We start from the raw sequence: 22,168 nt of genomic DNA on the forward strand, positions 1-22,168 counted from the left end.
GGGTGACGTGGGCGAGCGGACGCGCCAGATGATCCCCGCCGTGTCGTCCGACACCAGCAGCGAACCGTCGCCCGCCCACGTCACCCAGGTCGGGCGGCCGCGGGTGGTGCCGTCGTCCTTGAGGAAGCCGGTCAGCACCGGCTTGGGCTTGCCGACCGGATTGCCGCGCGCGTCGAAGTCGACGAACACCACGTCATAGCCCGAGGGCGGCTTGCGGTTCCACGAACCGTGTCGTGCAATGAAGGCCCCGCCGGCAAAGCCCGTCCCCATCCGGTCGCCCTCCTTCGAAAACACCATCCCGAGCGCCGCGACGTGCGGCCCGAGCGCATACTCGGGCTTCCTCACATACTCCATCAGGAAGCGCGGCATGGGCGCGTCGACCCGGCGGTCGCGGTTGGTGCGGTAATAGACCCAGGGCCAGCCATATTGCGCGCCCACCGGCACGTTGGTGAGGTAATCCGGCACGAGGTCGCTGCCGAGCATGTCGCGCTCGTTCACGGTGGTCCACAGCTCGCCGCTCCAGGGCGAGAAATCGAGCCCGTTGGGGTTGCGCAGGCCCGCCGCGAACTGGCGCTGGCGCTTGGTCGCGAAGTCATATTCCCAGATCAGCGCGCGGCCTTCCTCGACCTTCATGCCGCTCTCGCCGATATTGCTGACCGAGCCGACCGCGACATAGAGCTGCTTGCCATCGGGCGAGAGCTTCAAGTTGCGCATCCAGTGCCCGCCGCCCGGGGCGAGGTCCATCACCTTGCGCCCCGGCCCGCTCACCGCGTCCGCCCCCAGCGCATAGGGGAAGGCGAGCACGGCGTTGTGGTTGCCGACATAGAGCGTGCCATCGGCCCAGGCGAGGCCCGAGGGCGAATCGAGGCCTTCGGACGCGATCACCTTGCGGGTTTCGGCGCTGCCATTGCCGTCGGCATCGCGCAGCAGCACGATCTGGTTGGGCGACGTCCCGGTCGCGCCCGCCTTGGTCAGCAGCATGTCTGCGACCCAGCCCTTGACCGCGTCCATGATCCCGCCGCCCTCACTTTTGACCTCGGGTGCGCGGGTCAGCGAGACGAGCACATCGCCGTTGGGCAGGGTGTAGAGCGTGCGCGGATGATCGAGCCCCTCGGCAAAGCGGACGACTTCCAGCCCCTCGGCCGGGGTCGGCGCCTCGCCCGCGGCCCAGCCCACCGGCTCGGCGACCTGCACCGTCGGAAAGGTCTCGGCGTCGGCCTCCTGCAGCACCGGATCGAGCCCTGCGACCTCCTCGACGCTGAGATCGGCAGTGTCGCCGCGGGTGACGAACCAGAACCCGACCCCGGCAACGATGACGAAGACGGCAAGAGCGATTGCGATTTTGCGGAAAGTGGCCATGTGGCAGGAGATAAAGCCGGCTGGCCTCTGCGGCAACCGGCAAGCGATGAAAGAACCGGTCCACGATGTATGATTTCAAGCCCGCCGAGCCGCTCGCTGCGGAAGAGCTCTACCGCGAACTCCTCGCCGCCGCCGATGCGCTGACCGCTGGCGAGCCGGACGAAGTCGCGAACATGGCCAATGTCGCGGCGCTCCTGTGGGAATTCCTCCCGGATTTGAACTGGGCGGGGTTCTACCGGGTCGCGCCCGCCAAGTCCGGCGGCGACGAGGAGCTGGTGCTCGGGCCCTTCGTGGGCCGCCCGGCCTGCATCCGCATCCCCTTCGGCACCGGGGTATGCGGCGCGGCGGCGGCGAGCGGGGCGAGCCAGCTGGTCGCCGACGTCCATGCCTTCCCCGGCCATATCGCCTGCGACGCCGCCAGCGCGAGCGAGCTGGTGGTGCCGGTGCTGCGCGATGGGCGGGTGATCGCGGTGATCGACCTCGACAGCCCCACGCCAGCGCGCTTCTCCGAGGCCGATGCCATGGGGATCGAGGCGCTCGCGGCAATGCTCTCGGCCCGGATCTGAGCGCCGCCTCCGATCCTTCCCGAATCGGGACATGAGCCACGCCCTGCTTGGGCGCACGCCGCTGACAGTGTTAGTCTTTTGCTAACCATCAGCCGATCTGGCTGACTCAGGGGGATTCGCCCATGCGCAAGACTGTTTCGACCCTTCCGCTCGCCGCTCTGGCGCTGCTGGCCTTGCCGGCCGCCGCGCAGGCGCAGGATTACAGCGAGCTTCCGCCGCTCGCCCCGATGAGCAAGGACGAAGTGCGCGAGCTCCCCGCCGACCTGCGCAGCGCGCCCACTCCTGCCCCCGTATCGGTCTCCGAGACGGTGACGGTGGTCGACGGGGTCGAGACCATCACCCGCACCCGCTACATCAACGCCCCGGGCGCCGCGTTGCCGGCCCCGCAATATTATGCGCCGCAGCAGGGCTATGTCCCGAACTATCCCGGCACCGCCTATGTCCCCGCGCCCGGCTATGCCGCCGCGCCCGCCGTGTTCGAGCGCCAGCAGTGGATCGACGAGTGTCGCCGCCGCACCCGCGGGCAGAACCGCGACAACACCGGCCTGATCATCGGCGGGCTGCTCGGCGCGATCGGCGGGGGTATCATTGGTTACGAGATCGCCGGCGCGGGGGACCGCGTGCTCGGCACGGTGCTCGGCGTGGGCGGCGGCGGGCTGATCGGCGGCCTCATCGGCAGCCTGTTCGACGGCGACAGGAAGAAGAACCTCTACGACTGCGAGGCCGCGCTCGACAGCTACCTTTCGGCCTATGGCGCGCCGGCGCCGCGGATCGCCAGCCGCACCATCGCCTATCCGGGCTATGACTACGGCCAGGCTTACGGCTATGCCTATCCGCAGGGCTATGCCTACGGCTACACCTATGCCCCACCCCCGCAGGTGGTGCTGGTGCCAGTGCGCACCGAGGTACAGCAGCAGGTGGTGGTGCGCGAGACCACCCGCGAGGAGAGCTACACCGTCCCCGGCGCGACCCGCGTCATCACCGAGCGCGTGCCCGGCCCGCGCCCGACCAGGAAGATGACCCGCCAGCGCTGAACCTGGCGTGATTTCCCCTCGGGGGGCACAACAAGAAGCCCCGCAAGGCCAGGCGACCTTGCGGGGCTTCTTCGTGCTGTGGGTGAGCGGCTTTAGATCTCTCCGCCCGTCAGCCGCTGGCACAGCAGGTCGAGCTGGTCGAGCGTGGTGTAGCGGATCGTGATCGTGCCCTTGCGCGGATCGACCTCGGGCTTGATCTTGACCGTCAGGCCGAGGAACTCCTCGAGATGCTGCTGCACCGCGACGATGTCGGCATTCTCGGCGGTGAGATAGGGCGGCTCGGCCGGGCCGGGCTCCGGGCGCTTGGCCGGTTTCTTGGTCAGCGTCTCGATGTCGCGCACCGAAAGCCCCTCGGCCACCGCGATCGCGGCGAGCTCGCGCGCATCGTCGCGCCCGATCAGCGCGCGGGCATGGCCCATGGTGAGCTTGCCCTCCTGGATCAGGTCGAGCACGTCATCGGGCAGCGTCACCAGCCGCATCATGTTGGCGACATGGCTGCGCGACTTTTCGACCATCTTGGCGATGTCGACCTGGATCATCCCCTCGTCTTCGGAGAGGCGGTGATAGGCACGCGCTTCCTCGACCGGGTTGAGATCCTCGCGCTGCAGGTTCTCGATCAGCGCCAGCGCCATGACCTCGCGGTCCGAGAGCTCGCGCACCAGCGCCGGGATCTCGTGCAGCCGCGCCTTCTGCGCCGCGCGCCAGCGGCGCTCGCCCGCGACCAGCTGGTAGCCCTCGCCATTGGGGTGCGGACGGACGATGATCGGCTGGATCACGCCGCGCGCGGCGATCGAGGCGGCCAGTTCGTCGAGCGCGGCCTCGTCGAACACCTTGCGCGGGTTGCCGGGCAGTGGCTTGATGCTGGCGAGCGGCAGCATCCGCAGCGGCGAGGCACCCGGGAGCGGGGTCTCGGCCACGGCAGCGAGGTCCTCGCGGCGCACCAGCGGCTCCTCGCGCCGGGTTTCCCCCAGCAGCGCACCCAGTCCCTTGCCCAATCGACGCGGCCTTTCCATGTTCGCCCGAGCAACGGAAACTATTGTAACTGCATCACTATTCTTGCTCATGCCGCCTGTCTTTCTGCCGGAAATCGCCCGATCAGCTCGCGCGCCAGCGCCATGTAGGCGCGGCTGCCGGTGCAGTGCTGGTCGTAGATCAGCGCAGGGAGCCCGTGGCTCGGCGCCTCGGAGAGGCGCACGTTGCGCGGGATCACCGTCTCGAACACCAGCTTGCCGAGGCAATCGCGTACGTCTTCCGAGACCTGGTCGGTCAGCCGGTTGCGCCGGTCATACATGGTCAGCGCAACGCCGATGATGCCGAGATCGGGGTTGAAGCGCTGCTGCACCTGGTCGACCGTCTGGAGCAGCTGCGAGAGCCCCTCCAGCGCGAAGAACTCGCATTGCAGCGGCACCAGCAGCGTATCGGCCGCGCACAGCGCGTTCAGCGTCAGCAGGCCCAGTGAGGGCGGACAGTCGATGAAGCAGATGTCGTGGCCCTTGTGCCCGATGAGCGCCTTGTCGAGCCGGTGGGTGCGGCCTTCGACCGCGACCAGCTCGACCTCGGCCCCCGACAGGTCGACCGTGGCCGGGACGATGTCGAGCCGCGGAATCGCGCTCGGCACGATCGCCGAGGCGAGCGCGACCTCGTCGACCAGCAGGTCATAGCTGGAAACCTCGCGCGCGGAGGAATGGACGCCCAGCCCGGTCGAGGCATTGCCCTGCGGATCGAGGTCGATCAGCAGCGTGCGCCATCCGGTCGCGGCCATCGCGGTGGCGATGTTGATCGCGGTGGTGGTCTTGCCCACACCGCCCTTCTGATTGGCAATCGCGATCGTGAGCATGGAAAATCCTGTCCTGTTCGCGCCGATCCGCGCTGAAATCCGCCTCAGACCTTCACGATGATCCCGGCTTCGGGATCGGTCAAGGAATGTTTCACGTGAAACATTGCCCGAATCGAAGGCTTGAGCGCCTCCAACTCCTGCGCCGCCGAGCGCCCCTTGGGCAACACGTAGCGGGTGGCCCTTGTGGAGAAGGGTGCGGATAGCTCGAGAAGTCTGGGGAGAGGCGCGAAGGCGCGTGCCGAAATGGCGCGGGCGGGAAAGGGCGCGACGCGCTCGAGCCTTTGGCCCTCGACCCGGCATTTGGGAAGCGCGAGTGCGGCCACGGCGCGCTCGAGGAACTCCACGCGGCGTGCGCGGGATTCGACCAGCACCACGGGCATGTTGGGGTTGAGAGCGGCAATCACCAGGCCGGGAAAGCCGGGGCCGCTGCCGAGATCGAGCCACGGCCCGCCCGCATTGGCTCCGAATGTTTCACGTGAAACATTTTCGATCAACTGCGCGGAGTCGGCGATATGGCGCTGCCAGAGGTGCGGCTCGGTCGCCCGGGCGATGAGGTTCTGGCGCTGGTTCTCCTCGAGCACCAGCGCGGCAAAGGCCTCGAGCCGCGCCATGCCCGCCGCATCGGTGAGCCCGGCGACGTAGGCGCGCGCCTGCTCTTCGGTGACGATCATGCCGCCTGCCTGCGCCGCGCATGAACCAGCAGCGCCGAGAGCGCCGCCGGGGTGACACCCGGCACGCGGCCCGCCGCCGCCAGCGTCCCCGGCGCTGCCCGGGTCAGCCGCTCGATCATCTCGTTCGAGAGCCCGGGCACCTCGGCATAGGGGAAGTCCGCAGGCAGCGGCAGCGCCTCGCTCGCACGCAGATCGCGCAGCTCGGCATCCTGCCGGGCGAGATAGGGGGCGTAAGCCGCGTCCTCCGCCATCTCCTCGGCGAGCAGCGGGTCGAGCGCGGTGATGTCGCCCAGCCAAGGCGCGAGCGCCGCGGGGGTGACGCCGTCATAGCGCAGCCACTCGGCGATGGTCTTCTCGCCGTGATCGCGCCGCACCGGCAGGCCCGCCTCGGCGAGGTCGCGGGCGTGGATGCGTTCGGAATGTTTCACGTGAAACATTTCGCGCGTGGCCTCGCGCCGCTCCCACCAGAGGCGGCGCTCCTCGCCCACGCACCCGGCCTCGATCCCGAGGCCGGTGAGCCGCGTAGCGGCATTGTTGGCGCGCAGCCGCAGGCGATACTCCGCGCGCGCGGTGAGCATGCGGTAGGGCTCGGAGACCCCCTGCAAGGTGAGGTCGTCGACCATAACCGCGATATAGGAATTGGCGCGGTCGAGCCGGGGCGCCGCCTTGCCGAGCGCCGCCGCCGCCGCTTGCAGACCCGCAACCAGCCCCTGCGCGGCGGCCTCCTCGTAGCCGGTCGTGCCGTTGATCTGCCCGGCGCAATAGAGCCCGGGGATCGCCCGCACCTGCAAGTCCGGCGTCAGCGCGCGCGGGTCGATATGGTCGTATTCCACCGCATAGCCCGGCTGCACGATCTGCGCGCGCCCGCACCCGGGCATGGTGCGCACCACCTCCTGCTGCACGTCGACCGGGAGCGAGGTGCTGATGCCGTTGGGATAGACGAGATGGCTATCCAGCCCCTCGGGCTCGAGGAACACCTGGTGCCCCTCACGGTCGCCGAAGCGGTGGATCTTGTCCTCGATCGAGGGGCAATAGCGCGGCCCCGCCGCCGCAATCGCGCCCGAGAACAGCGGCGAGCGGTGGAGATTGGCGCGGATCGCATCGTGCCCGGCCTGGGTGGTGCGGGTAATCGCGCAGAACACCTGCGGGTTGATGCGGCGCGGGGTGAGCGGGGACATGGTCCAGGCCTCGCCATCCGAAGGCTGCTCCTCGAGCACCGCCCAGTCGATGGTCCGCCCGTCGAGCCGCGGCGGCGTCCCGGTCTTCAGGCGCGCCATCGGCAGCTCGGCCGCGCGCAATTGCTGGGCGAGGCGATGCGCGGCGTTTTCGCCGATGCGCCCGCCCTCGAAGCGCTCCTCGCCGCGGAACAGGATGCCGCCGAGGAAGGTGCCGGTGCAGAGCACCAAATGTTTCACGTGAAACATTGTGCCGTCCGCCAGCTCAAGCCCTGCGACGCGCCCGCCTTCGAGCATCAGCGCGGCGGCTTCGCCCTGCACCAGCGTGAGGTTCGGCTGCGCCCGCACCGCCGCCTGCACGGCCGCCTTGAAGCGCACCCGGTCGGCCTGCACGCGCGGGCCCCAGACAGCGCTACCCTTGGAGCGGTTGAGCATCCGGTAGTGGATCGCCCCCGCATCCGCCGCGCGGCCGATCACCCCGTCGAGCGCGTCGACCTCGCGCACGAGGTGCCCCTTGCCGAGACCCCCGATCGCAGGATTGCAGCTCATCGCGCCGATGGCGGCGAGGTCGAAGCTGACGAGCGCCGTGCGCGCGCCCATCCGCGCCGCCGCGCAGGCAGCCTCCACCCCGGCGTGACCGCCGCCGATGACGAGGACATCGAAGCTATGCATGGGCGGGCAGATAGGACGCGCAGGCGCGATCGTCAAAGATCATTCGCGTGAGTGGACATGGGCCAAGAATGTTTCACGTGAAACATTGAGGCCCGGAATCGCCGCCAATGTTTCACGTGAAACATTCTGGTTGATCCCGGGAGGCGTGCTTCCAATGTTTCACGTGAAACATTCTCGACCGGATCACTTCCCGATGCAGAAGCGTCCGAACAGCGTGTCGAGCATGTCTTCAGTGGTCGCCCGCCCGATCAGCCGGTCGAAGGCGAGGCGCGTGCGGCGCAGTTCCTCGGCCACGAGCAGCGGATCGGAGAGGCCCTTCGCAGCGCGCAAGGCCTCCTCCGCTTCCGCGAGCCGCGCGTGCTGGCGAGCGTTGAGCGCCGCCTCGCCCGGCTTAGGGAGCGCCGCGCGCGCGGCTTCCACCAGCGCGGCCTTGAGCGCCGCCACCCCCGCGCCCGTCACCGCTGACAAGGTGAAGCGCGCGCCCGGCTTCGTTGCGAAGCCTTCGCGGTCGGCCTGGGCGGCGATCTCCCACGCGCCTTCCGGCCCTTCGCCCGCCGGCCCGAGCCACAACACCAGATCGGCGCGCACCAGTTCAGCTTCGGCACGGGCGATGCCGATGGCCTCGATGGCCTCGGCTTCAGCCTGCGCGCGCAGGCCTGCGGTGTCGACGAAGGTAAAGGGCACGCCGGCGATGGCGACGCTGCGCTCGATCACGTCGCGGGTGGTGCCCGCGATCGGCGAGGTGATCGCGGCCTCGCTTTCGACCAGCGCGTTGAACAGCGTGGACTTGCCCGCATTGGGCGGCCCGGCGAGCACCACCCGGAACCCCTCCCCCAGTCGCTCGGAACGCGGGCGCGCCAGCCACTCGGCCAGCTCCCGTCCGAGCGCGCCAATGTTCCACGTGAAACATTCAGGGAGATCGGCGCTGTCTTCCTCGTCCGAGAAATCGAGCACGCCCTCGACCTCGGCCGACAACCCCAGCACCCGCTCGCGCCATCCCTCGACCTGCCGCGACAGCGCCCCGCCCGCGTTCGCCAGCGCGGCGGCGCGCTGCAACTCGGTCTCGGCGGAGAGCAGGTCGGCCAGCCCTTCGGCCTCGGCGAGGTCGATCCGGCCATTGGCAAAGGCGCGGCGGGTGAACTCTCCCGGCTCGGCGCGACGGACCCCGCGAAGTGCAGCGAGCGCCCCCTCCACCGCCGCAATCACCGCGCGGCCGCCGTGACAGTGGAATTCGGCGAGATCCTCGCCCGTCGCGGTGTTCGGCCCGGGGAACCACAGCACCAGCGCCTCATCGAGCAGCGCGCCCTCCGCATCACGCAAGCGCGCCAGCGACGCCCGCCGCGGCTCGGGCACCCGCCCCGCCAAGGCCAGCAAGGCCTCCCGCGCCGCAGGGCCCGAGACGCGGATCACGCCGACGCCCGCCGGCGGCGCGCCGCTCGAGAGCGCGAAGATCGTGTCGGCGGAACTCACAGGCTCAGTCGGAAGACTTCTTCGACCCCGTCGCGCCCGCGGCCGCCTTCATCGAACCCTCGACGAAGTTCTGAAACAGCTTCATCCCCATCTGCCCCATCGGTGCCAGCGCGGAGGCATATTGCTGGAGCTGGTCGGGGCTCGAGACCCCCTGCATCGCCTTGGTCAGGTTCTCGACATAGACATTGTTGGCCGCGCTCACATCGGGCAGGCCCATGAAGCTGCGCGCCTCTTCGGGGGTGCAGTCGATTTCGATGGTGATCTTCATGGCCCCGCTCTCCTTTGCGTCATCCCGCCTTCATTTGGGCTTGGCACGCTGACAAGGCAAGAGATAGACCTGAGCCGACCAAGGAGAGACCCCCATGAGCCTCAACGAAACGATCCCGACCCTCGAAGGTGATGCGACCTTCGGCGCCTATGTCGCCAAGCCCGAGGGCCAGCCGCGCGCTGCGATCATCGTCATTCAGGAGATCTTCGGGGTGAACCCCGGCATCCGCCAGAAGTGCGACAAGCTCGCGGCCGAGGGCTACCTCGCGGTCGCGCCCGATCTGTTCTGGCGGATCGCGCCGGGCATCGAGCTCGACCCCGATGTAGAGCCCGAGTTCCAGCGCGCGCTCGGGCTGTTCGGGGACTTCGACCAGGACGCAGGCATCCGCGACATCGAGGCGACCATCCACCACATCCGCCGCACGCTGCGCGTCGCGAAGGTCGGCTGCGTCGGCTACTGCCTCGGCGGACGGCTCGCCTACATGACCGCGGCGCGCACGGACATCGACGCTTCGGTGGGATACTACGGCGTGGGCATCGACGGGCTGCTCCACGAGAAGCACGCGATCGCCCACCCGCTGATGCTGCACATCCCGACCGAGGACGGTTTTGTTTCACGTGAAACACAGGCGGCGATGCACGAAGGCCTCGACGATCACCCCAAGGTGACGCTCCACGATTACGAGGGCCTCGACCACGGCTTCGCCACCGAACACGGCAAGCGCCGCAACGAGGAAGCCGCCAACCTCGCCGACGGGAGGACGGCAGCGTTCTTTGCCGAGCATCTCGGGTGAAGCACCCCGCCCGGCAAGGAGGCGAGCTGGGACCTGTTGACCCGCGATCTCGTCACCCGCACCCTGCGGCTGCGCAAGGGATCGGACGACGCGGCCTATGACAAGGTCGGCGAGAGGAAACGCAAGAAGCCGAGCCCGCCGCTTAGGCTGGAGGACTCGCCCAGCGGGGATGATCTGCTCGGCTGGCCGGGCGCCAAGTGAGGGAGGGAATGATGGGGAACGCACAGGCAGGCCTGGCGAAATGGCACGCCTATATGGAGCACGGCAGCGACCCTGCGCTGCTTGCCGATCTGCTGGCCGATGACGCGGTGTTCCATTCGCCGGTGGTGCACACGCCGCAGGCCGGCAAGCCGATCGTCATGGCCTACCTCGTCGCCGCCAGCCATGTGCTGGGGAACGACAAGTTCCACTATGTCCGCGAGCTGGTCGACGGGGACGAGATGATGCTCGAATTCGTCACCGAGCTGGACGGGATCGCCATCAACGGAGTCGACATCATCCGCTTCAACGCTGAGGGAAAGATCAGCGATTTCAAGGTGATGGTTCGGCCGTTGAAGGCGATCAACAAGGTCTGGGAAACGATGGGTGCCCAGCTTGCGGCGGCAAAGGCGTGACCGTCTCATGCGCGGCGAAGCCCGCGACGAAGACATCGCGCACCGCCTCCTCGATCGCGGGACACAGCCGCTCCCCGGCTTCGGCGTGCATCAGCGCAAGTGTCTTGCCGATGCGGTTGTCGTCGAAATAGCGCATCGGCCAGTGCGGAAAGGTCGCCTCGGGGATCGAGCGTTCGAACATCACCTCGACGCCCGTATGGCGCGGATCGCGGCGGATCGTCTCGAAGGTGGCGAACAGCTTCCAGGTCGGCCCCTCGAGGATCTGGAGCAGGTGCGCCCCGGCCTGGAGCAGTACGCCCGACAGTCCGTTGGCCTCGTTCGAAACGCGGGCGTGATAGACCAGCCGGAACATCTCGACCCGGTCGAGACCCGGCGCGGCGATGCTGCGATAGATGATGCGACGCATGGCGCTCCCCCGGATTGAACGGAGGAAGGGACTACCCCGCCCGCACCTGCCAGCGGTTTGCGCCCGGCTACGGGTTTCGCCCTAGTTCAGCACCGCGAAATTGACGATCATCTTGCGCACCTCGGGGTCGAGCCCCTGCGGCAAATCGCGCTCGAGCATGTCGCGGCGGTGCTCGATGCTCTCGGCGATCAGCACGCGCTTCATCGCCCAGTCGGGACAGGCGCGTGCCGTGATCCCGCGGCGGTCGAGCACCGAAACGCCGCTGTGGCGCGGGTCGGCGGTGATGGTGTCCATCAGCGCCGCGACCTCGCCCTCCTCGCCTTCGAGCAGTTGCAGGAAGTTGCGGCCGTTGAACAGCAGCAGCCCGGTGATCCCGCGCGCCGGATTGTTGCGCGCGCTCGCGGCAAGGATGGCGTCGACCTCCTCGCGCCCCAGGGTCGGCGCGGTGCTGATGTAGAGATACTGGCTGAGCACGTATTCCCGTCCGTCCGTCTTCGGCCCGATCCCCCGGCCCGTTGATGCGTCCCGTTTCCCTTACTGGTTCATCGTCGCGAAGAAATCTTCGTTGGTCTTGGAATCCTTCATCTTGTCGAGCAGGAATTCCATCGCGTCTACGGTGCCCATCTGCATCAGGATGCGGCGCAGCACCCACATCTTCGAAAGGTTGTCCTTGGCCACCAGCAGCTCTTCCTTGCGGGTGCCGGACTTGCCGACATCGAGCGCGGGGAAGATGCGCTTGTCGGAGACCTTGCGGTCGAGCACGATTTCCGAGTTGCCGGTGCCCTTGAACTCTTCGAAGATGACTTCGTCCATGCGGCTGCCGGTGTCGATCAGCGCGGTGGCGATGATCGAGAGCGAGCCCCCTTCCTCGATGTTGCGCGCGGCGCCGAAGAAGCGCTTGGGGCGCTGGAGGGCGTTGGCGTCGACACCGCCGGTCAGCACCTTGCCCGAGGACGGCACCACGGTGTTGTAGGCGCGGCCGAGGCGGGTGATCGAGTCGAGCAGGATCACCACGTCATGCTTGTGCTCGACGAGGCGCTTGGCCTTCTCGATCACCATTTCCGCGACCTGCACGTGGCGGCCTGCCGGCTCGTCGAAGGTCGAGGAGATGACCTCGCCCTTCACCGAGCGCTGCATGTCGGTGACTTCCTCGGGGCGCTCGTCGACCAAGAGGACGATCAGGAACACCTCGGGGTGGTTGTCGGTGATCGCCTTGGCGATGTTCTGCAGCAGCACGGTCTTGCCGGTGCGCGGCGGGGCGACGATCAGCGCGCGCTGGCCCTTGCCCTGCGGGGCGATGATGTCGATCACCCGCGCGCTCTTGTCCTTGACCGTCGGATCGAGGCTGTCGAGGCTCAGCTTCTGGTCGGGATAGAGCGGGGTCAGATTGTCGAAATTGGTGCGCAGGCGGACCGCATCGGGATCGTCGAAATTGACCTTGGCGAGGCTGGTCAGCGCGAAATAGCGCTCCCCGTCGCGGGGCGCGCGGATCTCGCCTTCGACCGTGTCGCCGGTGCGCAGGCCCCAGCGGCGGACCTGGTTGGGCGAGACGTAGATATCGTCCGGCCCGGCGAGGTAATTCGCCTCGGGGCTGCGCAGGAAGCCGAAGCCGTCCTGCAGCACCTCGATGGTGCCGATGCCCATGATCTTCTCTTCATATTCCTCGTCCTCGGCGAGCTCGCGCAGGATCGAGAAGAGCAGGTCCTGCCGCCGCATGGTCGAGGCGCCCTCGACCCCCAGCTCTTCCGCCATCGCGACCAGTTCGGCCGGGGTCTTTCTTTTCAAATCCTTGAGATGCATCTTGTATTTCCGAAAGTCAGGGGTGGCCGGCTGGTCAGTGCCTCTTGGAGAAAGAGGTGCCCCGGTTGGACGAGGGGCTGGGCTTGGAGAAAGCAGACCTGCTGGAGGGCGTTGCGCCGCTCCGATACCGGATAGGTGGAGTGGAAATAGGAGCGCTGCGACGCGAGGTCAATCGCTCAATATGCGCCTCAGAAAGGCTTGAGGTAGACCAGGAGGACGATGAGGATCAGCAGCACGCCCGGCACCTCGCCGATCATGCGCAGGGTCTTCTCCGAGAGCGGCCGCTCACCGCGCGCCATCTTCTTCGTCTGCCCGACCAGCCAGCCGTGATAGCCGGTCATCACCAGCACCAGCGTCAGCTTGGCATGGAGCCAGCCCGACGCGAACCATCCGCCGGCGTAGGCCATCGACAGCCCCAGCACCCAGACGATGATCAGCGAGGGCGTGAGGATGATCTTGCGGAGTTTCCCCATCCGCTCGGCCCACTTGGCCTCGCCCGGCGAGCCCGGCGCGTGGTCGAGCATGTAGATGCACTGGCGTGGGAGCATGAACAGCCCCGCCAGCCAGAACACCATGAAGATCACGTGCCCGGACTTCAGGAACAGGTAGATCGAGGAAAGCAGTTCCTGCATCGGTTCAGCCTCTTAGCGCGGCGAGAAGTTCCTCGACGTGCGAAATCGGGGTGAACTGCCCGATCCCGTGGCCGAGGTTGAAGACGTGCGGGCGATCCTCGAAGGCGGCGATGATCGTCTTGACCCGCTCGCTGAGCGCCGGGCCACCCGCCTCGAGCAGCAGCGGATCGAAATTGCCCTGCACCGGCATGCCTTGCGGCAGGCTCTGGTGCGCCCAGACCGGATCGAGCGTCTCGTCGAGGCCGACGGCATCCACCCCGGTCTCGCGCGCATAGGCGGGGAGCTTGGCGCCCGCGCCCTTGGGGAAGCCGATCACGGGAGTGTCGGGGTGCGATTGCTTGAGCTTGGCGGTGATCGCGGCGTTCGGCGCAATCACCCACTTCTCGAACTGGTCGGGCGCAAGGCTCCCCGCCCACGAGTCGAACAGCTGCACAGCCTCGGCCCCCGCATCGATCTGGCCGCGCAGGTAGGTCACCGAGACCTCGACGATTGCGTCGATGATCGCCTGCATCCGCGCCGGATCGCGATAGGCGAGGAGCCGCGCGGGGCCGTGATCCTTGGAGCCCTCGCCCGCGATCATGTAGGTCGCGACCGTCCAGGGGCTCCCCGCAAAGCCGAGCATGGTCACCGCAGGGCCGATCTGCTGGCGGGTCAGGCGCACGGTCTCGTACACCGGCTCGAACCGCTCGAAGGCGGGGGTGAAGCTGTCGAGCTCCACCTCCATCAGCGTCGGTGCAAGGTGCGGGCCTTCGCCGGCGGCAAAGGTCAGCCCCTGCCCCATCGCATGCGGCACGATCAGGATGTCGGAGAACAGGATCGCCCCGTCGAAGCCGAAGCGCCGGATCGGCTGGACGGTGATCTCGGCCGCAGCCTCGCTGTCATAGACCAGCTCGAGGAAGCCGCCCTTCTCGGCCCGCAACTCCCTGTATTCGGGGAGATAACGCCCCGCCTGACGCATGAGCCACACGGGGGCGACATCCTGGCGGACACCTTTGAGCGTATCGAGAAGCGGACCTGGCATAGGGTTCCTTAGAGCAAATCAATTCAATTTTAAAAAGGATGGATGGAGTCTGTTGGCCCTGTGGAAAGCGGGAATTACCGGCCTGTGCCGCGTTACCCCCGCCCGGCCACCCGGATTCATGCCCCCATCGAATCCGCATGGATTGGACGTCAAGCCAGCTTTATCCCCACTCTTCCCAGCCTGTCGACAAAACTTGTCCCGTGTGCGCAAATAGCCTTGCGGATCGGCCGGGAGCGGGCATGAAAATCCCTCCCCTGCTTGTCCGCCCACGCCTCCCGTGGTTTATGCGGCGATCTGTCCACAGGGCCATGTCTGAACCAGGGGGCGCATGAACCGACTCAACCTCCACCTCGTTTCGGATTCGACCGGCGAGACGCTGGAAATGATCGCCAAGGCGGCGCTCGCGCAGTTCGACAACCCGAGCGTCAACCGCCATTTCTGGCCGATGGTGCGCTCGCTCCAGCACATGGACCGGATCGTCCCCGATCTCGCCGCCCATCCCGGCCTCGTGCTCTACACGCTGGTGAACCCCGAGACGAGGAAGCGCCTCGAGGAGCATTGCCGCCACCTTGGCCTCCCCGCGGTGCCGGTGCTCGACCAGGTCACCGCCGCGCTCGAAGCGCAGCTCGGGCAGGAAGCGCATGGCCGCCCCGGCCGCCAGCACATGATGGACGAGACCTATTTCAAGCGGGTCGAGGCGATCCAGTACACCATCGCCCATGACGACGGCCTCGCCCACGAGGAGTGGGAGCAGGCCGATATCGTGCTCGTCGGTGTCTCGCGGTCGTCGAAGACGCCGACCAGCATCTACCTCGCCAATCGCGGCTACAAGGTCGCCAATATCCCGCTGGTGGTGGAGAGTCCGCCCCCACAGACGCTCTACCGCTTGCGACACCCGCTGGTGGTGGGGCTGACGACCTCGCCCGAACGCCTGATCCAGATTCGCCGCAACCGGCTGCTGTCGCTGAACGAGGCGACCGAGACCGCTTACGTCGACAACGACAAGGTCAAGGCCGAACTGCAATTCGCGCGGCGGATGTTCGGCGACAATGGCTGGCCGGTGATCGACGTCACCCGGCGCTCGATCGAGGAGACCGCGGCGGCGATCATCCGGCTGGTGCAGGAGCGGGGGAGGAAGCCCGCGAGCGAAGGCGGGGTGGGCAAGCCGATATGAGGTTGATCCTCGCCAGCAAGAGCGCCTCGCGCCGGGCGATGCTCGATGCCGCGGGGGTGGCTTACGAGAGCATCCCCGCCGATATCGACGAGCGCGCGGTCGAAGCGGGGCTTGCGGGTGCCGCGCCCTCCGAGGTCGCCGAGGCGCTGGCGGTGGCGAAAGCCGCAGCGGTGGCCGCGCTCCATCCGGGCGCGTTGGTGCTGGGGAGCGATTCGCTGGTGGTGTGCGAGGGCCGCCGCTTCGACAAACCGGCCAGCCGCGAGGAGGCGGGCGAGCATCTGCGCTTCTTCTCGGGCCGGGTGATGGAGCTGCACTCGGCGGCCGCGTTGGTGCGCGATGTGGGTTGCGAGTGGAGCCATGCCAGCCTTGCGCGGCTCCATGTCCGCCATCTCTCCGAGGACTTCATCGAACACTACCTCACACTCGAATGGCCCGCGATCGGCCACACCGTCGGCGCGTTCCGCATCGAAGGCCCGGGGGTGCAGCTGTTCGAGGCGATCGAGGGCGACCAGTTCACCGTGCTCGGCATGCCGCTGCTGCCCCTGCTGGGCGCGCTGCGCGAGGAAGGGGTGCTGCTCGCATGACCCGCCTCCTTCGACAGGGCTCCGGACAGGCTTATGCGGAAGTCATCGGCGATCCGATTGCGCAGTCCAAGTCTCCCGCGATCCACAACTTCTGGCTCGGAAAGCTGGGGATCGAGGCTGAATATCGCGCTTGCCATGTCCGCCCTGACGAACTGGCTGACTACCTCGCCGCGCGCCGAGAAGACCTCGCGTGGCGCGGGTGCAATGTCACCATGCCGCACAAGCAGGCGGTGATGCCGCTGCTTTACAGCGTCGAATCGCCCGCCGATGCCATCGGTGCGGTCAACACGATCTATCCGGCCTTCGACCGCCTGCTCGCGGGCACCAACACCGATGCCGCCGGGTTCCTCGAACCGCTCACCGCCGACCTCGCAGAGACCCACTATTTCCGCATGGCGCGCATCATCGGCACCGGCGGCGCGGCGCGGGCGATCATCGCGGCGCTGGCGGGGCACGGCTTTACGCTGGTCGTCGCCGGGCGCGATCCGGCCAAGGCGCGGGCGCTGCTCGACGAGCTGGCGCCCGAGGGCGAGCACCACGCCATCGACCTCGCCCATTTCGCCGACCCCACCGACTTCGCCTTCGACGACCGCGAAGGGTGCCTCGATCTGGTGGTGAACGCCTCGAGCCTCGGGATGCAGGGCCAGCCCCCCCTCGCCTTCGACTGGAGCCACGCGCCCCCGCGGAGCATCGCCTACGACATCGTCACCGCGCCGCGCGATACGCCGCTCCTCCAGACCGCGCGCGCCAGCGGCCACCGCACCATCGACGGCCTTGCGATGCTGATCGGCCAGGCGGCGGTCGCCTTCGAGAGGTTTTTCGGGCAGGCCCCGCCCCGCGAATATGATGCTGAACTCAGAGCCCTCCTGACCCAATGACCTCACCACAAAAAATCATCGGCCTCACCGGCAGTATCGGCATGGGCAAATCGACCGTCGCGGCGATGTTTGCCGAGGCCGGGATCCCGGTGTTCGACGCCGATGCCGAGGTGCGCGCCATGCAGGGGCCCGGCGGCGAGCTCCTCGCGCCCATCGAGGCCGCCTTCCCCGGCTCGACCGGCCCGCACGGCGTCGACCGCGACCGGCTCGGCCATCAGGTCTTTTCGGACAAGGCTGCCCTCGCCCGGCTCGAAGCCATCGTCCATCCGGCGGTGGCGGCCAAACGCGCCGCCTTCCTCGCTGCCAACAGCGACAAGCCTGCCGTCGTCTTCGACATCCCGCTGCTGTTCGAGCGCGGCGGGCACGAGGCGGTCGATCTCGTCGTGGTGGTCTCCGCCCCGGAAGAGGTCCAGCGCGCCCGCGTGCTCGCCCGCCCGGGGATGACGCCCGAGAAGTTCGACCACATCTTCGGCCTGCAACTCCACGACAGCGAGAAGCGCGCGCGCGCGGATCGCGTGATCGATACCGGCACCAGCCTCGCCGAAACCCGCGCGCAGGTCGCCGCGCTCATTGCTTCACTTTGACGACAAAGTGCGCTTGCAACTGCCCGAGGATCGGACGATAGTCCCGCAAATGCGTGAGGTCATTTTCGACACCGAAACCACCGGGCTCGATCCCAAGACCGGGGACCGCATGGTGGAAATCGGCTGCGTCGAATTGGTCGGCCGGGTCGAGACGGGCCGCACCTTCCACGCCTATTTCAACCCCGATCGCGACATGCCGGCCGAGGCCGAGCGGGTGCATGGCCTCAGCGCCGCCTTCCTCGCCACCAAGCCGCGGTTCGCCGATCTGGCCGGGGAGCTGCTGGACTTCCTCGGCGATGCGCCGCTGGTCGCGCACAATGCCGGGTTCGATTTCGGCTTCCTCAACAACGAGCTGGAGCTGGCGGGCCGCGCGCCGATCGCTCTCGACCGGATGGTCGATACCGTCGTCCTTGCGCGCAAGAAGCACCCCGGCGCCAAGCTCAGCCTCGATGCGCTGTGCACCCGCTACGGCATCGACCGCTCGCACCGCGTCAAGCACGGCGCGCTGCTCGATGCCGAACTGCTGGCGCAGGTCTATGTCGAGCTGACCGGCGGGCGCCAGATCGGGCTCGGCCTGGCCGATGCTCCCGCCGAGGCCCCGGCCCTCGCCGCGCTCACCCCCGATGCGCCCTGGCACCGTCCTTCGCCGGACAAGCCCCGGCGCGAACCCCGCCCCCACGTGGCCAGCCCGGAGGAGCTGGAACGGCACCGCGCCTTCATTGCGCAAATCAAGGGTGCGATCTGGGTTAGTTGAAGCCCGACGCGCCGCGGGTATCGCATGGCCCGCTATCGTACTGGGATCCTCACTCTTGGACGGAGGACTACGCTTCATGGACATTCGGATTTCCGGCCACCAGTTGGACACCGGCAGCGCGCTCCAGACGCACGCGGCGGACCGGCTCGGCGCGATCGTCGACAAGTATTTCGACCGCGCGATCTCGAGCCAGGTGACCTTCGGCAAGGCCCCCGCGGGCGCCTTCACCTGCGACATCGTCACCCATGTGATGCAGGGTCTGATCCTCAAGGCGCAAGGCACCGCGCATGACGTGCACGTCGCCTTCGACGAGGCGGTCGGCAAGATCGAGAAGCAGCTCAGGCGCTACAAGCGCCGCCTCACCGACCGCCACGAACAGGCCGATCACGCCCGCGGCGAGGAAGAGGCCGCCTACACCATCTTCATGGTCGAGGAAGACGAGGAGGAAGAGGTGGTCGCCGATGCCCCGCTGGTGATCGCCGAGACCCGCGTCGACATCCCCACCGCCAGCGTCGCCGACGCGGTGATGATGATGGACCTCAGGAACACCGGCGCGCTGTTCTTCAAAAATGCTGGCACCGGACGGCATAATATGGTCTACAGGCGCGCCGATGGCTCGATCGGTTGGGTCGAGCCGAGATAGGGTCAAAGCCCCCCTTGCACCCCTGAGCAGACGGGGCGGCAGGGCCCGCTTTCGAAGGTCCAGGCGGTCGCAGGAGGGGGCACCGCCCCGGCCCGTCAATCCCCCGCTCGGGTTTGAACGGACCGGACCTTCGCCGGTGAAGGCGCATAGTTTCGGGATCAGTCGCACCATGGACGTCAACCTCGCTCTTTCCCCCCAGGCGATCGCTTTCGCCCGGCTCGACACCAAGCCGAAGATCCTTGCCCGCACCGCGCAGCTGCTCAGCCACGCCTACGGACTCGACGAGAACGAGGTGCTCGAGAATCTCGAGGCGCGCGAGGCGCTGGGGAGCACCGGGTTCGGGCGCGGGGTGGCGATCCCGCATTGCCGCAGCAAGGACATCCGCCGCCCGTCGCTCGCGCTGATCCGGCTCGAGGCCCCGATCGATTTCGCCGCGGTCGATGCGCGCGCCGTGACGCTGGTGTGCGGCCTCGTCTCGCCCGAGAACGCCGGGGCGACCCACCTTCACGCGCTCGCCGCGATCTCGCGCCTGACGCGCGACGAGACGACGCTCCAGATGCTCGCCGACGCGCCTGACACCGACGCGGTCTATGCACTGCTGACCAACCAGTTCCTGCGCGACGCGGCCTGACCCGACCCGAGGCACCACCATGCCCGCCTGTGACGATCCCCTGCCCGCGAGCGGTGCCGCGCAGCACTACCGCGCGCTGGAGCGGCTCTATGCCTCGGCCCCGGTCAACGCCAAGTTCGCGAGCCGGCTGCACATCCCGGGCGAGGGTCGCTCGAAGCTGACTTTCACCGTCATCCCCGAGGATTACCACGCGGCCGGGGCGGCGCACGGGACGATCTATTTCAAGATGCTCGACGATGCGGCCTTCTATGCCGCCAATTCGCTGGTGACCGACCGCTTCCTGCTCACCACCAGCTTCAACCTGTTCTTCTCCAAGCCCGTGCGCGCCGGGCAGGTGACCGCCGAAGGGCACTGGGTCAGCGGCCGCCGCCGGGTGTTCGTGGCCGAGGCGCGGCTGGTCGACGCGGAGGGTGAGGAGATCGGCCGCGGCACCGGCACCTTCATGAAGAGCCGCATCCCGCTCTCGAGCCTGCCGGGCTATGCCGCGGGCGGCCCCTCGGGGCTCTGAGGATGGAGGGCAGGCTCCCCGCGCACCTCGAAGCCGGGGCGATCATGCGTCTCGCCGAGACCGAGGGGGGATTCGGCACGGTGCTCGCCCGGGGCGAGCGCGATGCCGGCACCATCCTGCTGGTAACCCTGTGTCGCGGGCGGGACGCCGTGCTTTACGAAAGGATGCCGCAGCTCGACGGATCGCGCAAATTTCTTGCGGTGAAACGAGAAGACTCGGAGAATCCTCAGGAATTTTCCGAATATCTGGCGCGCAGGCGGCGCCAGGACAGCGATATGTGGCTAATCGAGGTGGATATCGCGGATCGCGAACGGTTCGTCGTGCGTATCGATGAATTGAGTTGACGTTAACGGCAGCCGGGCTAGTGGCGCCGCACTTCCTGAGCGCAGGCTGGCAGGGCGGCAATTCGGCCCCACCCTCCGGCACGCAGACGGGGAGCGGCCGGCAGGCTTAGTCGAACCTCCACATCGGTAACGGTCTGGATCAGGGTTCCCGCCTGCGCCTGTGCGCGCTCACCGCCGAATTAGTAGAATTCATGAGTCGCAAGACTGCCACGATTGCTGCGATTGCGGGCCTCGCATTCGCAACCACGATGTTCCCCGGCGGCCAGAATGCCGCCGCTCTGGCGCAAGCCGCCAGCGAACAGCTTACCGCTCCCGCCCCGGTCGAAGCGCCCGAGCTGGTTCCCGAACAGATCGAATTCGTCGCGCAGGAGGTGGTGCAGCCCCTGCCCGCGCCGGCGCCGGCGCCGACGCCCGCGACCCCCGTGCAGACCGAGGCCGGTTCGCTGCACGAGCTGGTCGGCATGATCGACACCTCCTCGCCCATGTCCCAAGAGATGCGCTGCCTTGCCGGTGCGGTCTATTTCGAGGCGCGCGGCGAGGCGCTGGCGGGTCAGCTCGCGGTCGCGCAGGTGATCATCAACCGCACGGAAGATGGCCGCTTCCCGCGCTCCTATTGCGGCGTGGTGGCCCAGCCCGGCCAGTTCTCCTTCATGCGCGGCCGCCGGATGCCCGCGATCCGCGAGGGCTCGGCGGCGTGGGAGCGCGCCGTCGCGGTTGCCCACATCGCCGACAAGGGCCTGTGGGAATCCGAAGCGGGCCGCGCGGTGTTCTTCCACGCGCGCTACGTCAAGCCGGGCTGGAGCCGCAGCAAGACGCGCCTCGCCCAGATCGACACGCATATTTTCTATCGTTGATCCTCGCGGCTGATGTGGGGGCAAGCCCCCACGCCGCTGCGGGCGCCCGTTCGGGCTTGCGGCCCTGCGGGCCGATCACCGCCTTCTGGCTGGTTTAGGCTTTGAGTCGCACCCAGACCGGCGTGTGATCGCTGGCCTTTTCCCGGCCGCGATAGGCTTTGTCGACGCCGCATGACTCGAGGCGATCCGCGCACTCCGGTGACAGCAGGATGTGGTCTATGCGAAAACCGTGATCGCGCTGCCACGCGCCCGCCTGATAGTCCCAATAGGTCCACACCCCGCCGCGCGGGTTGTGGGTGCGGATCGCGTCGGTCCAGCCATCCGCCAGCAGGCGCGCATAGGCGGCCCGGCTTTCGGGCTGCATCAGTGCGTCGTCCTGCATCGCCTTCACCGACCACACGTCGTCGTCATGCGGGATGACGTTGAAATCGCCGAGCACCACGGCGGGCACTTCCTCGGCCCAGATTGCGGCCATCCGCTCGCGCAGCCGCGCCATCCACGCGAGCTTGTAGGTGAACTTCGGCCCCGGATGGGGGTTGCCGTTGGGGAGGTAGAGGCAGGCGATCCGCACGCCGTTGACGTCCGCCTCGAGATAGCGCGCCTGCTCTTCGTCACCCTCGTTGGGCCCGGGAATGCCGAGCCCGCGCTGCACTTCGGTGAGGGTATAGCCCGCGCGGGTATCGACGAGGATCGCCACCCCGTTGAAGCTCTTCTGCCCGTGCCAGATCGCCGAATAGCCGATCGCTTCGAAATCGCCCGCGGGAAAGCCTTCGTCCTGCGTCTTGATCTCCTGCAGGCAGGCGACGGCGGGGCGGGTTTCCTCGAGCCATTCGATCAGGCGCGGGCCCCGCGCCTTGATGCCGTTGATGTTGAAGGTGGCGATTTTCATGCGCGCC

28 protein-coding genes are annotated in these 22,168 nt (G+C 67.8%); 15 read left to right on the forward strand and 13 right to left on the reverse strand.

What is annotated here, in order from left to right; genetic code table 11:
* A partial coding sequence (locus AX692_RS10865) for a PQQ-dependent sugar dehydrogenase (RefSeq protein ID WP_073977670.1) occupies nt 1–1,359 on the reverse strand: 1,359 nt, incomplete at its 3' end.
* A gap of 65 nt (nt 1,360–1,424) precedes the next feature.
* Here AX692_RS10865 and AX692_RS10870 point away from each other — a divergent pair.
* Together AX692_RS10870 and AX692_RS10875 are read left to right on the forward strand one after the other, a co-directional pair.
* Nucleotides 1,425–1,925, forward strand: coding sequence for a GAF domain-containing protein (locus AX692_RS10870; RefSeq protein ID WP_073974507.1), 501 nt, complete (start codon nt 1,425–1,427; stop codon nt 1,923–1,925).
* A gap of 122 nt (nt 1,926–2,047) precedes the next feature.
* Nucleotides 2,048–2,959, forward strand: a complete 912-nt coding sequence (locus tag AX692_RS10875) for a glycine zipper 2TM domain-containing protein (protein WP_073974506.1) — start codon at nt 2,048–2,050, stop codon at nt 2,957–2,959.
* A 92-nt stretch (nt 2,960–3,051) separates the two neighbouring features.
* Here the strand turns inward: AX692_RS10875 and AX692_RS10880 are convergent, their stop codons facing one another.
* From AX692_RS10880 to AX692_RS10905, 6 genes are all read right to left on the reverse strand, one after another.
* A complete protein-coding gene (locus tag AX692_RS10880) occupies nt 3,052–4,023 on the reverse strand; it encodes a ParB/RepB/Spo0J family partition protein (RefSeq protein WP_073974505.1) in 972 nt (323 codons plus the stop codon).
* Nucleotides 4,020–4,796 carry a ParA family protein gene (locus AX692_RS10885; RefSeq protein WP_073974504.1) on the reverse strand — a complete coding sequence of 259 codons (777 nt, stop codon included), beginning with the start codon at nt 4,794–4,796 and terminating at the stop codon, nt 4,020–4,022. The genes AX692_RS10880 and AX692_RS10885 overlap by 4 nt, the downstream gene beginning before the upstream one ends.
* Before the next feature lie 44 nt (nt 4,797–4,840).
* A complete protein-coding gene (gene rsmG / locus AX692_RS10890) occupies nt 4,841–5,467 on the reverse strand; it encodes a 16S rRNA (guanine(527)-N(7))-methyltransferase RsmG (protein ID WP_073974503.1) in 627 nt (208 codons plus the stop codon).
* Nucleotides 5,464–7,314 (reverse strand): tRNA uridine-5-carboxymethylaminomethyl(34) synthesis enzyme MnmG, encoded by a 1,851-nt coding sequence (gene mnmG / locus AX692_RS10895; protein ID WP_073974502.1) that lies wholly within the window; start codon nt 7,312–7,314, stop codon nt 5,464–5,466. The genes rsmG and mnmG overlap by 4 nt, the downstream gene beginning before the upstream one ends.
* A gap of 183 nt (nt 7,315–7,497) precedes the next feature.
* Nucleotides 7,498–8,784 carry a tRNA uridine-5-carboxymethylaminomethyl(34) synthesis GTPase MnmE gene (gene mnmE / locus AX692_RS10900; protein WP_073974501.1) on the reverse strand — a complete coding sequence of 429 codons (1,287 nt, stop codon included), beginning with the start codon at nt 8,782–8,784 and terminating at the stop codon, nt 7,498–7,500.
* Between the two features lie 4 nt (nt 8,785–8,788).
* Entirely contained in the window at nt 8,789–9,052 is a 264-nt protein-coding gene (locus AX692_RS10905) for a DUF6489 family protein (RefSeq protein WP_196490013.1), read from the reverse strand.
* Nucleotides 9,053–9,146: 94 nt separating this feature from the next.
* Between AX692_RS10905 and AX692_RS10910 the strand changes: the two genes are divergently transcribed.
* Genes AX692_RS10910 through AX692_RS10915 form a run of 3 tightly spaced genes read left to right on the forward strand, consistent with a single transcriptional unit; the run spans nt 9,147 to nt 10,459 of the window.
* A complete protein-coding gene (locus tag AX692_RS10910; protein ID WP_073974500.1) occupies nt 9,147–9,845 on the forward strand; it encodes a dienelactone hydrolase family protein in 699 nt (232 codons plus the stop codon).
* A gap of 36 nt (nt 9,846–9,881) precedes the next feature.
* Nucleotides 9,882–10,046 carry a hypothetical protein gene (locus AX692_RS19670; protein ID WP_155644889.1) on the forward strand — a complete coding sequence of 55 codons (165 nt, stop codon included), beginning with the start codon at nt 9,882–9,884 and terminating at the stop codon, nt 10,044–10,046.
* A gap of 11 nt (nt 10,047–10,057) precedes the next feature.
* Nucleotides 10,058–10,459, forward strand: a complete 402-nt coding sequence (locus AX692_RS10915) for a nuclear transport factor 2 family protein (RefSeq protein WP_073974511.1) — start codon at nt 10,058–10,060, stop codon at nt 10,457–10,459.
* On the opposite strand, the gene AX692_RS10920 is transcribed toward AX692_RS10915, so the two are convergent.
* From AX692_RS10920 to hemE, 5 genes are all read right to left on the reverse strand, one after another.
* Nucleotides 10,407–10,865: a BLUF domain-containing protein gene (locus tag AX692_RS10920; RefSeq protein WP_073974499.1), complete on the reverse strand. Its 459-nt coding sequence runs from the start codon at nt 10,863–10,865 to the stop codon at nt 10,407–10,409. The two genes, AX692_RS10915 and AX692_RS10920, sit on opposite strands and share 53 nt — an antisense overlap.
* 81 nt (nt 10,866–10,946) lie before the next feature.
* Nucleotides 10,947–11,339 (reverse strand): BLUF domain-containing protein, encoded by a 393-nt coding sequence (locus tag AX692_RS10925; protein WP_073974498.1) that lies wholly within the window; start codon nt 11,337–11,339, stop codon nt 10,947–10,949.
* 60 nt (nt 11,340–11,399) lie between these two features.
* Entirely contained in the window at nt 11,400–12,665 is a 1,266-nt protein-coding gene (rho, locus tag AX692_RS10930) for a transcription termination factor Rho (RefSeq protein WP_073974497.1), read from the reverse strand.
* Between the two features lie 188 nt (nt 12,666–12,853).
* Nucleotides 12,854–13,297, reverse strand: a complete 444-nt coding sequence (locus AX692_RS10935; protein WP_073974496.1) for a CopD family protein — start codon at nt 13,295–13,297, stop codon at nt 12,854–12,856.
* Nucleotides 13,298–13,301: 4 nt separating this feature from the next.
* A complete protein-coding gene (gene hemE, locus AX692_RS10940; protein ID WP_073974495.1) occupies nt 13,302–14,318 on the reverse strand; it encodes a uroporphyrinogen decarboxylase in 1,017 nt (338 codons plus the stop codon).
* A gap of 328 nt (nt 14,319–14,646) precedes the next feature.
* Between hemE and AX692_RS10945 the strand changes: the two genes are divergently transcribed.
* The 10 genes from AX692_RS10945 to AX692_RS10990 all read left to right on the forward strand — a co-directional run bounded on the left by AX692_RS10945 (nt 14,647) and on the right by AX692_RS10990 (nt 21,272).
* Nucleotides 14,647–15,492, forward strand: a complete 846-nt coding sequence (locus AX692_RS10945; protein WP_073974494.1) for a pyruvate, water dikinase regulatory protein — start codon at nt 14,647–14,649, stop codon at nt 15,490–15,492.
* Nucleotides 15,489–16,076, forward strand: coding sequence for a Maf family nucleotide pyrophosphatase (locus tag AX692_RS10950; RefSeq protein ID WP_073974493.1), 588 nt, complete (start codon nt 15,489–15,491; stop codon nt 16,074–16,076). Before AX692_RS10945 ends, AX692_RS10950 begins: the two co-directional genes overlap by 4 nt.
* Entirely contained in the window at nt 16,073–16,954 is an 882-nt protein-coding gene (locus AX692_RS10955) for a shikimate dehydrogenase family protein (RefSeq protein WP_073974492.1), read from the forward strand. Before AX692_RS10950 ends, AX692_RS10955 begins: the two co-directional genes overlap by 4 nt.
* Nucleotides 16,951–17,538: a dephospho-CoA kinase gene (gene coaE / locus AX692_RS10960; protein WP_073974491.1), complete on the forward strand. Its 588-nt coding sequence runs from the start codon at nt 16,951–16,953 to the stop codon at nt 17,536–17,538. The genes AX692_RS10955 and coaE overlap by 4 nt, the downstream gene beginning before the upstream one ends.
* Nucleotides 17,539–17,587: 49 nt before the next feature.
* Nucleotides 17,588–18,292, forward strand: a complete 705-nt coding sequence (dnaQ, locus tag AX692_RS10965; RefSeq protein ID WP_073977304.1) for a DNA polymerase III subunit epsilon — start codon at nt 17,588–17,590, stop codon at nt 18,290–18,292.
* A 76-nt stretch (nt 18,293–18,368) separates the two neighbouring features.
* Entirely contained in the window at nt 18,369–18,935 is a 567-nt protein-coding gene (hpf, locus tag AX692_RS10970) for a ribosome hibernation-promoting factor, HPF/YfiA family (protein ID WP_073976137.1), read from the forward strand.
* 136 nt (nt 18,936–19,071) lie between these two features.
* Entirely contained in the window at nt 19,072–19,566 is a 495-nt protein-coding gene (locus AX692_RS10975; RefSeq protein ID WP_330997357.1) for a PTS sugar transporter subunit IIA, read from the forward strand.
* 19 nt (nt 19,567–19,585) lie between these two features.
* Nucleotides 19,586–20,074, forward strand: coding sequence for a PaaI family thioesterase (locus AX692_RS10980; RefSeq protein WP_073976135.1), 489 nt, complete (start codon nt 19,586–19,588; stop codon nt 20,072–20,074).
* Between the two features lie 2 nt (nt 20,075–20,076).
* Nucleotides 20,077–20,418, forward strand: a complete 342-nt coding sequence (locus AX692_RS10985) for a DUF1491 family protein (protein WP_073976134.1) — start codon at nt 20,077–20,079, stop codon at nt 20,416–20,418.
* Between the two features lie 191 nt (nt 20,419–20,609).
* Nucleotides 20,610–21,272 (forward strand): cell wall hydrolase, encoded by a 663-nt coding sequence (locus AX692_RS10990; RefSeq protein ID WP_073976133.1) that lies wholly within the window; start codon nt 20,610–20,612, stop codon nt 21,270–21,272.
* Nucleotides 21,273–21,366: 94 nt separating this feature from the next.
* Here AX692_RS10990 and xth read toward each other — a convergent pair whose 3' ends face one another.
* A complete protein-coding gene (gene xth / locus AX692_RS10995; RefSeq protein WP_073977305.1) occupies nt 21,367–22,161 on the reverse strand; it encodes an exodeoxyribonuclease III in 795 nt (264 codons plus the stop codon).
* Between the last annotated feature and the right edge of the window lie 7 nt (nt 22,162–22,168).

Source organism: Erythrobacter donghaensis, assembly GCF_001557325.1.
In the GTDB taxonomy this organism is placed as follows: Bacteria; Pseudomonadota; Alphaproteobacteria; order Sphingomonadales; family Sphingomonadaceae; genus Erythrobacter; species Erythrobacter donghaensis_B.

What these genes read in the sequence shown, in the direction of transcription:
- AX692_RS10870 (WP_073974507.1), top strand. Translation starts at nt 1,425, where the DNA reads ATGTATGATTTCAAGCCCGCCGAGCCGCTCGCTGCGGAAGAGCTCTAC.
- AX692_RS10875 (WP_073974506.1), top strand. Translation starts at nt 2,048, where the DNA reads ATGCGCAAGACTGTTTCGACCCTTCCGCTCGCCGCTCTGGCGCTGCTG.
- AX692_RS10880 (WP_073974505.1), bottom strand. Translation starts at nt 4,023, where the DNA reads ATGAGCAAGAATAGTGATGCAGTTACAATAGTTTCCGTTGCTCGGGCG.
- AX692_RS10885 (WP_073974504.1), bottom strand. Translation starts at nt 4,796, where the DNA reads ATGCTCACGATCGCGATTGCCAATCAGAAGGGCGGTGTGGGCAAGACC.
- rsmG (WP_073974503.1), bottom strand. Translation starts at nt 5,467, where the DNA reads ATGATCGTCACCGAAGAGCAGGCGCGCGCCTACGTCGCCGGGCTCACC.
- mnmG (WP_073974502.1), bottom strand. Translation starts at nt 7,314, where the DNA reads ATGCATAGCTTCGATGTCCTCGTCATCGGCGGCGGTCACGCCGGGGTG.
- AX692_RS10905 (WP_196490013.1), bottom strand. Translation starts at nt 9,052, where the DNA reads ATGAAGATCACCATCGAAATCGACTGCACCCCCGAAGAGGCGCGCAGC.
- AX692_RS10910 (WP_073974500.1), top strand. Translation starts at nt 9,147, where the DNA reads ATGAGCCTCAACGAAACGATCCCGACCCTCGAAGGTGATGCGACCTTC.
- AX692_RS10915 (WP_073974511.1), top strand. Translation starts at nt 10,058, where the DNA reads ATGGGGAACGCACAGGCAGGCCTGGCGAAATGGCACGCCTATATGGAG.
- AX692_RS10920 (WP_073974499.1), bottom strand. Translation starts at nt 10,865, where the DNA reads ATGCGTCGCATCATCTATCGCAGCATCGCCGCGCCGGGTCTCGACCGG.
- rho (WP_073974497.1), bottom strand. Translation starts at nt 12,665, where the DNA reads ATGCATCTCAAGGATTTGAAAAGAAAGACCCCGGCCGAACTGGTCGCG.
- AX692_RS10935 (WP_073974496.1), bottom strand. Translation starts at nt 13,297, where the DNA reads ATGCAGGAACTGCTTTCCTCGATCTACCTGTTCCTGAAGTCCGGGCAC.
- hemE (WP_073974495.1), bottom strand. Translation starts at nt 14,318, where the DNA reads ATGCCAGGTCCGCTTCTCGATACGCTCAAAGGTGTCCGCCAGGATGTC.
- AX692_RS10945 (WP_073974494.1), top strand. Translation starts at nt 14,647, where the DNA reads ATGAACCGACTCAACCTCCACCTCGTTTCGGATTCGACCGGCGAGACG.
- AX692_RS10950 (WP_073974493.1), top strand. Translation starts at nt 15,489, where the DNA reads ATGAGGTTGATCCTCGCCAGCAAGAGCGCCTCGCGCCGGGCGATGCTC.
- AX692_RS10955 (WP_073974492.1), top strand. Translation starts at nt 16,073, where the DNA reads ATGACCCGCCTCCTTCGACAGGGCTCCGGACAGGCTTATGCGGAAGTC.
- coaE (WP_073974491.1), top strand. Translation starts at nt 16,951, where the DNA reads ATGACCTCACCACAAAAAATCATCGGCCTCACCGGCAGTATCGGCATG.
- dnaQ (WP_073977304.1), top strand. Translation starts at nt 17,588, where the DNA reads ATGCGTGAGGTCATTTTCGACACCGAAACCACCGGGCTCGATCCCAAG.
- hpf (WP_073976137.1), top strand. Translation starts at nt 18,369, where the DNA reads ATGGACATTCGGATTTCCGGCCACCAGTTGGACACCGGCAGCGCGCTC.
- AX692_RS10980 (WP_073976135.1), top strand. Translation starts at nt 19,586, where the DNA reads ATGCCCGCCTGTGACGATCCCCTGCCCGCGAGCGGTGCCGCGCAGCAC.
- AX692_RS10985 (WP_073976134.1), top strand. Translation starts at nt 20,077, where the DNA reads ATGGAGGGCAGGCTCCCCGCGCACCTCGAAGCCGGGGCGATCATGCGT.
- AX692_RS10990 (WP_073976133.1), top strand. Translation starts at nt 20,610, where the DNA reads ATGAGTCGCAAGACTGCCACGATTGCTGCGATTGCGGGCCTCGCATTC.
- xth (WP_073977305.1), bottom strand. Translation starts at nt 22,161, where the DNA reads ATGAAAATCGCCACCTTCAACATCAACGGCATCAAGGCGCGGGGCCCG.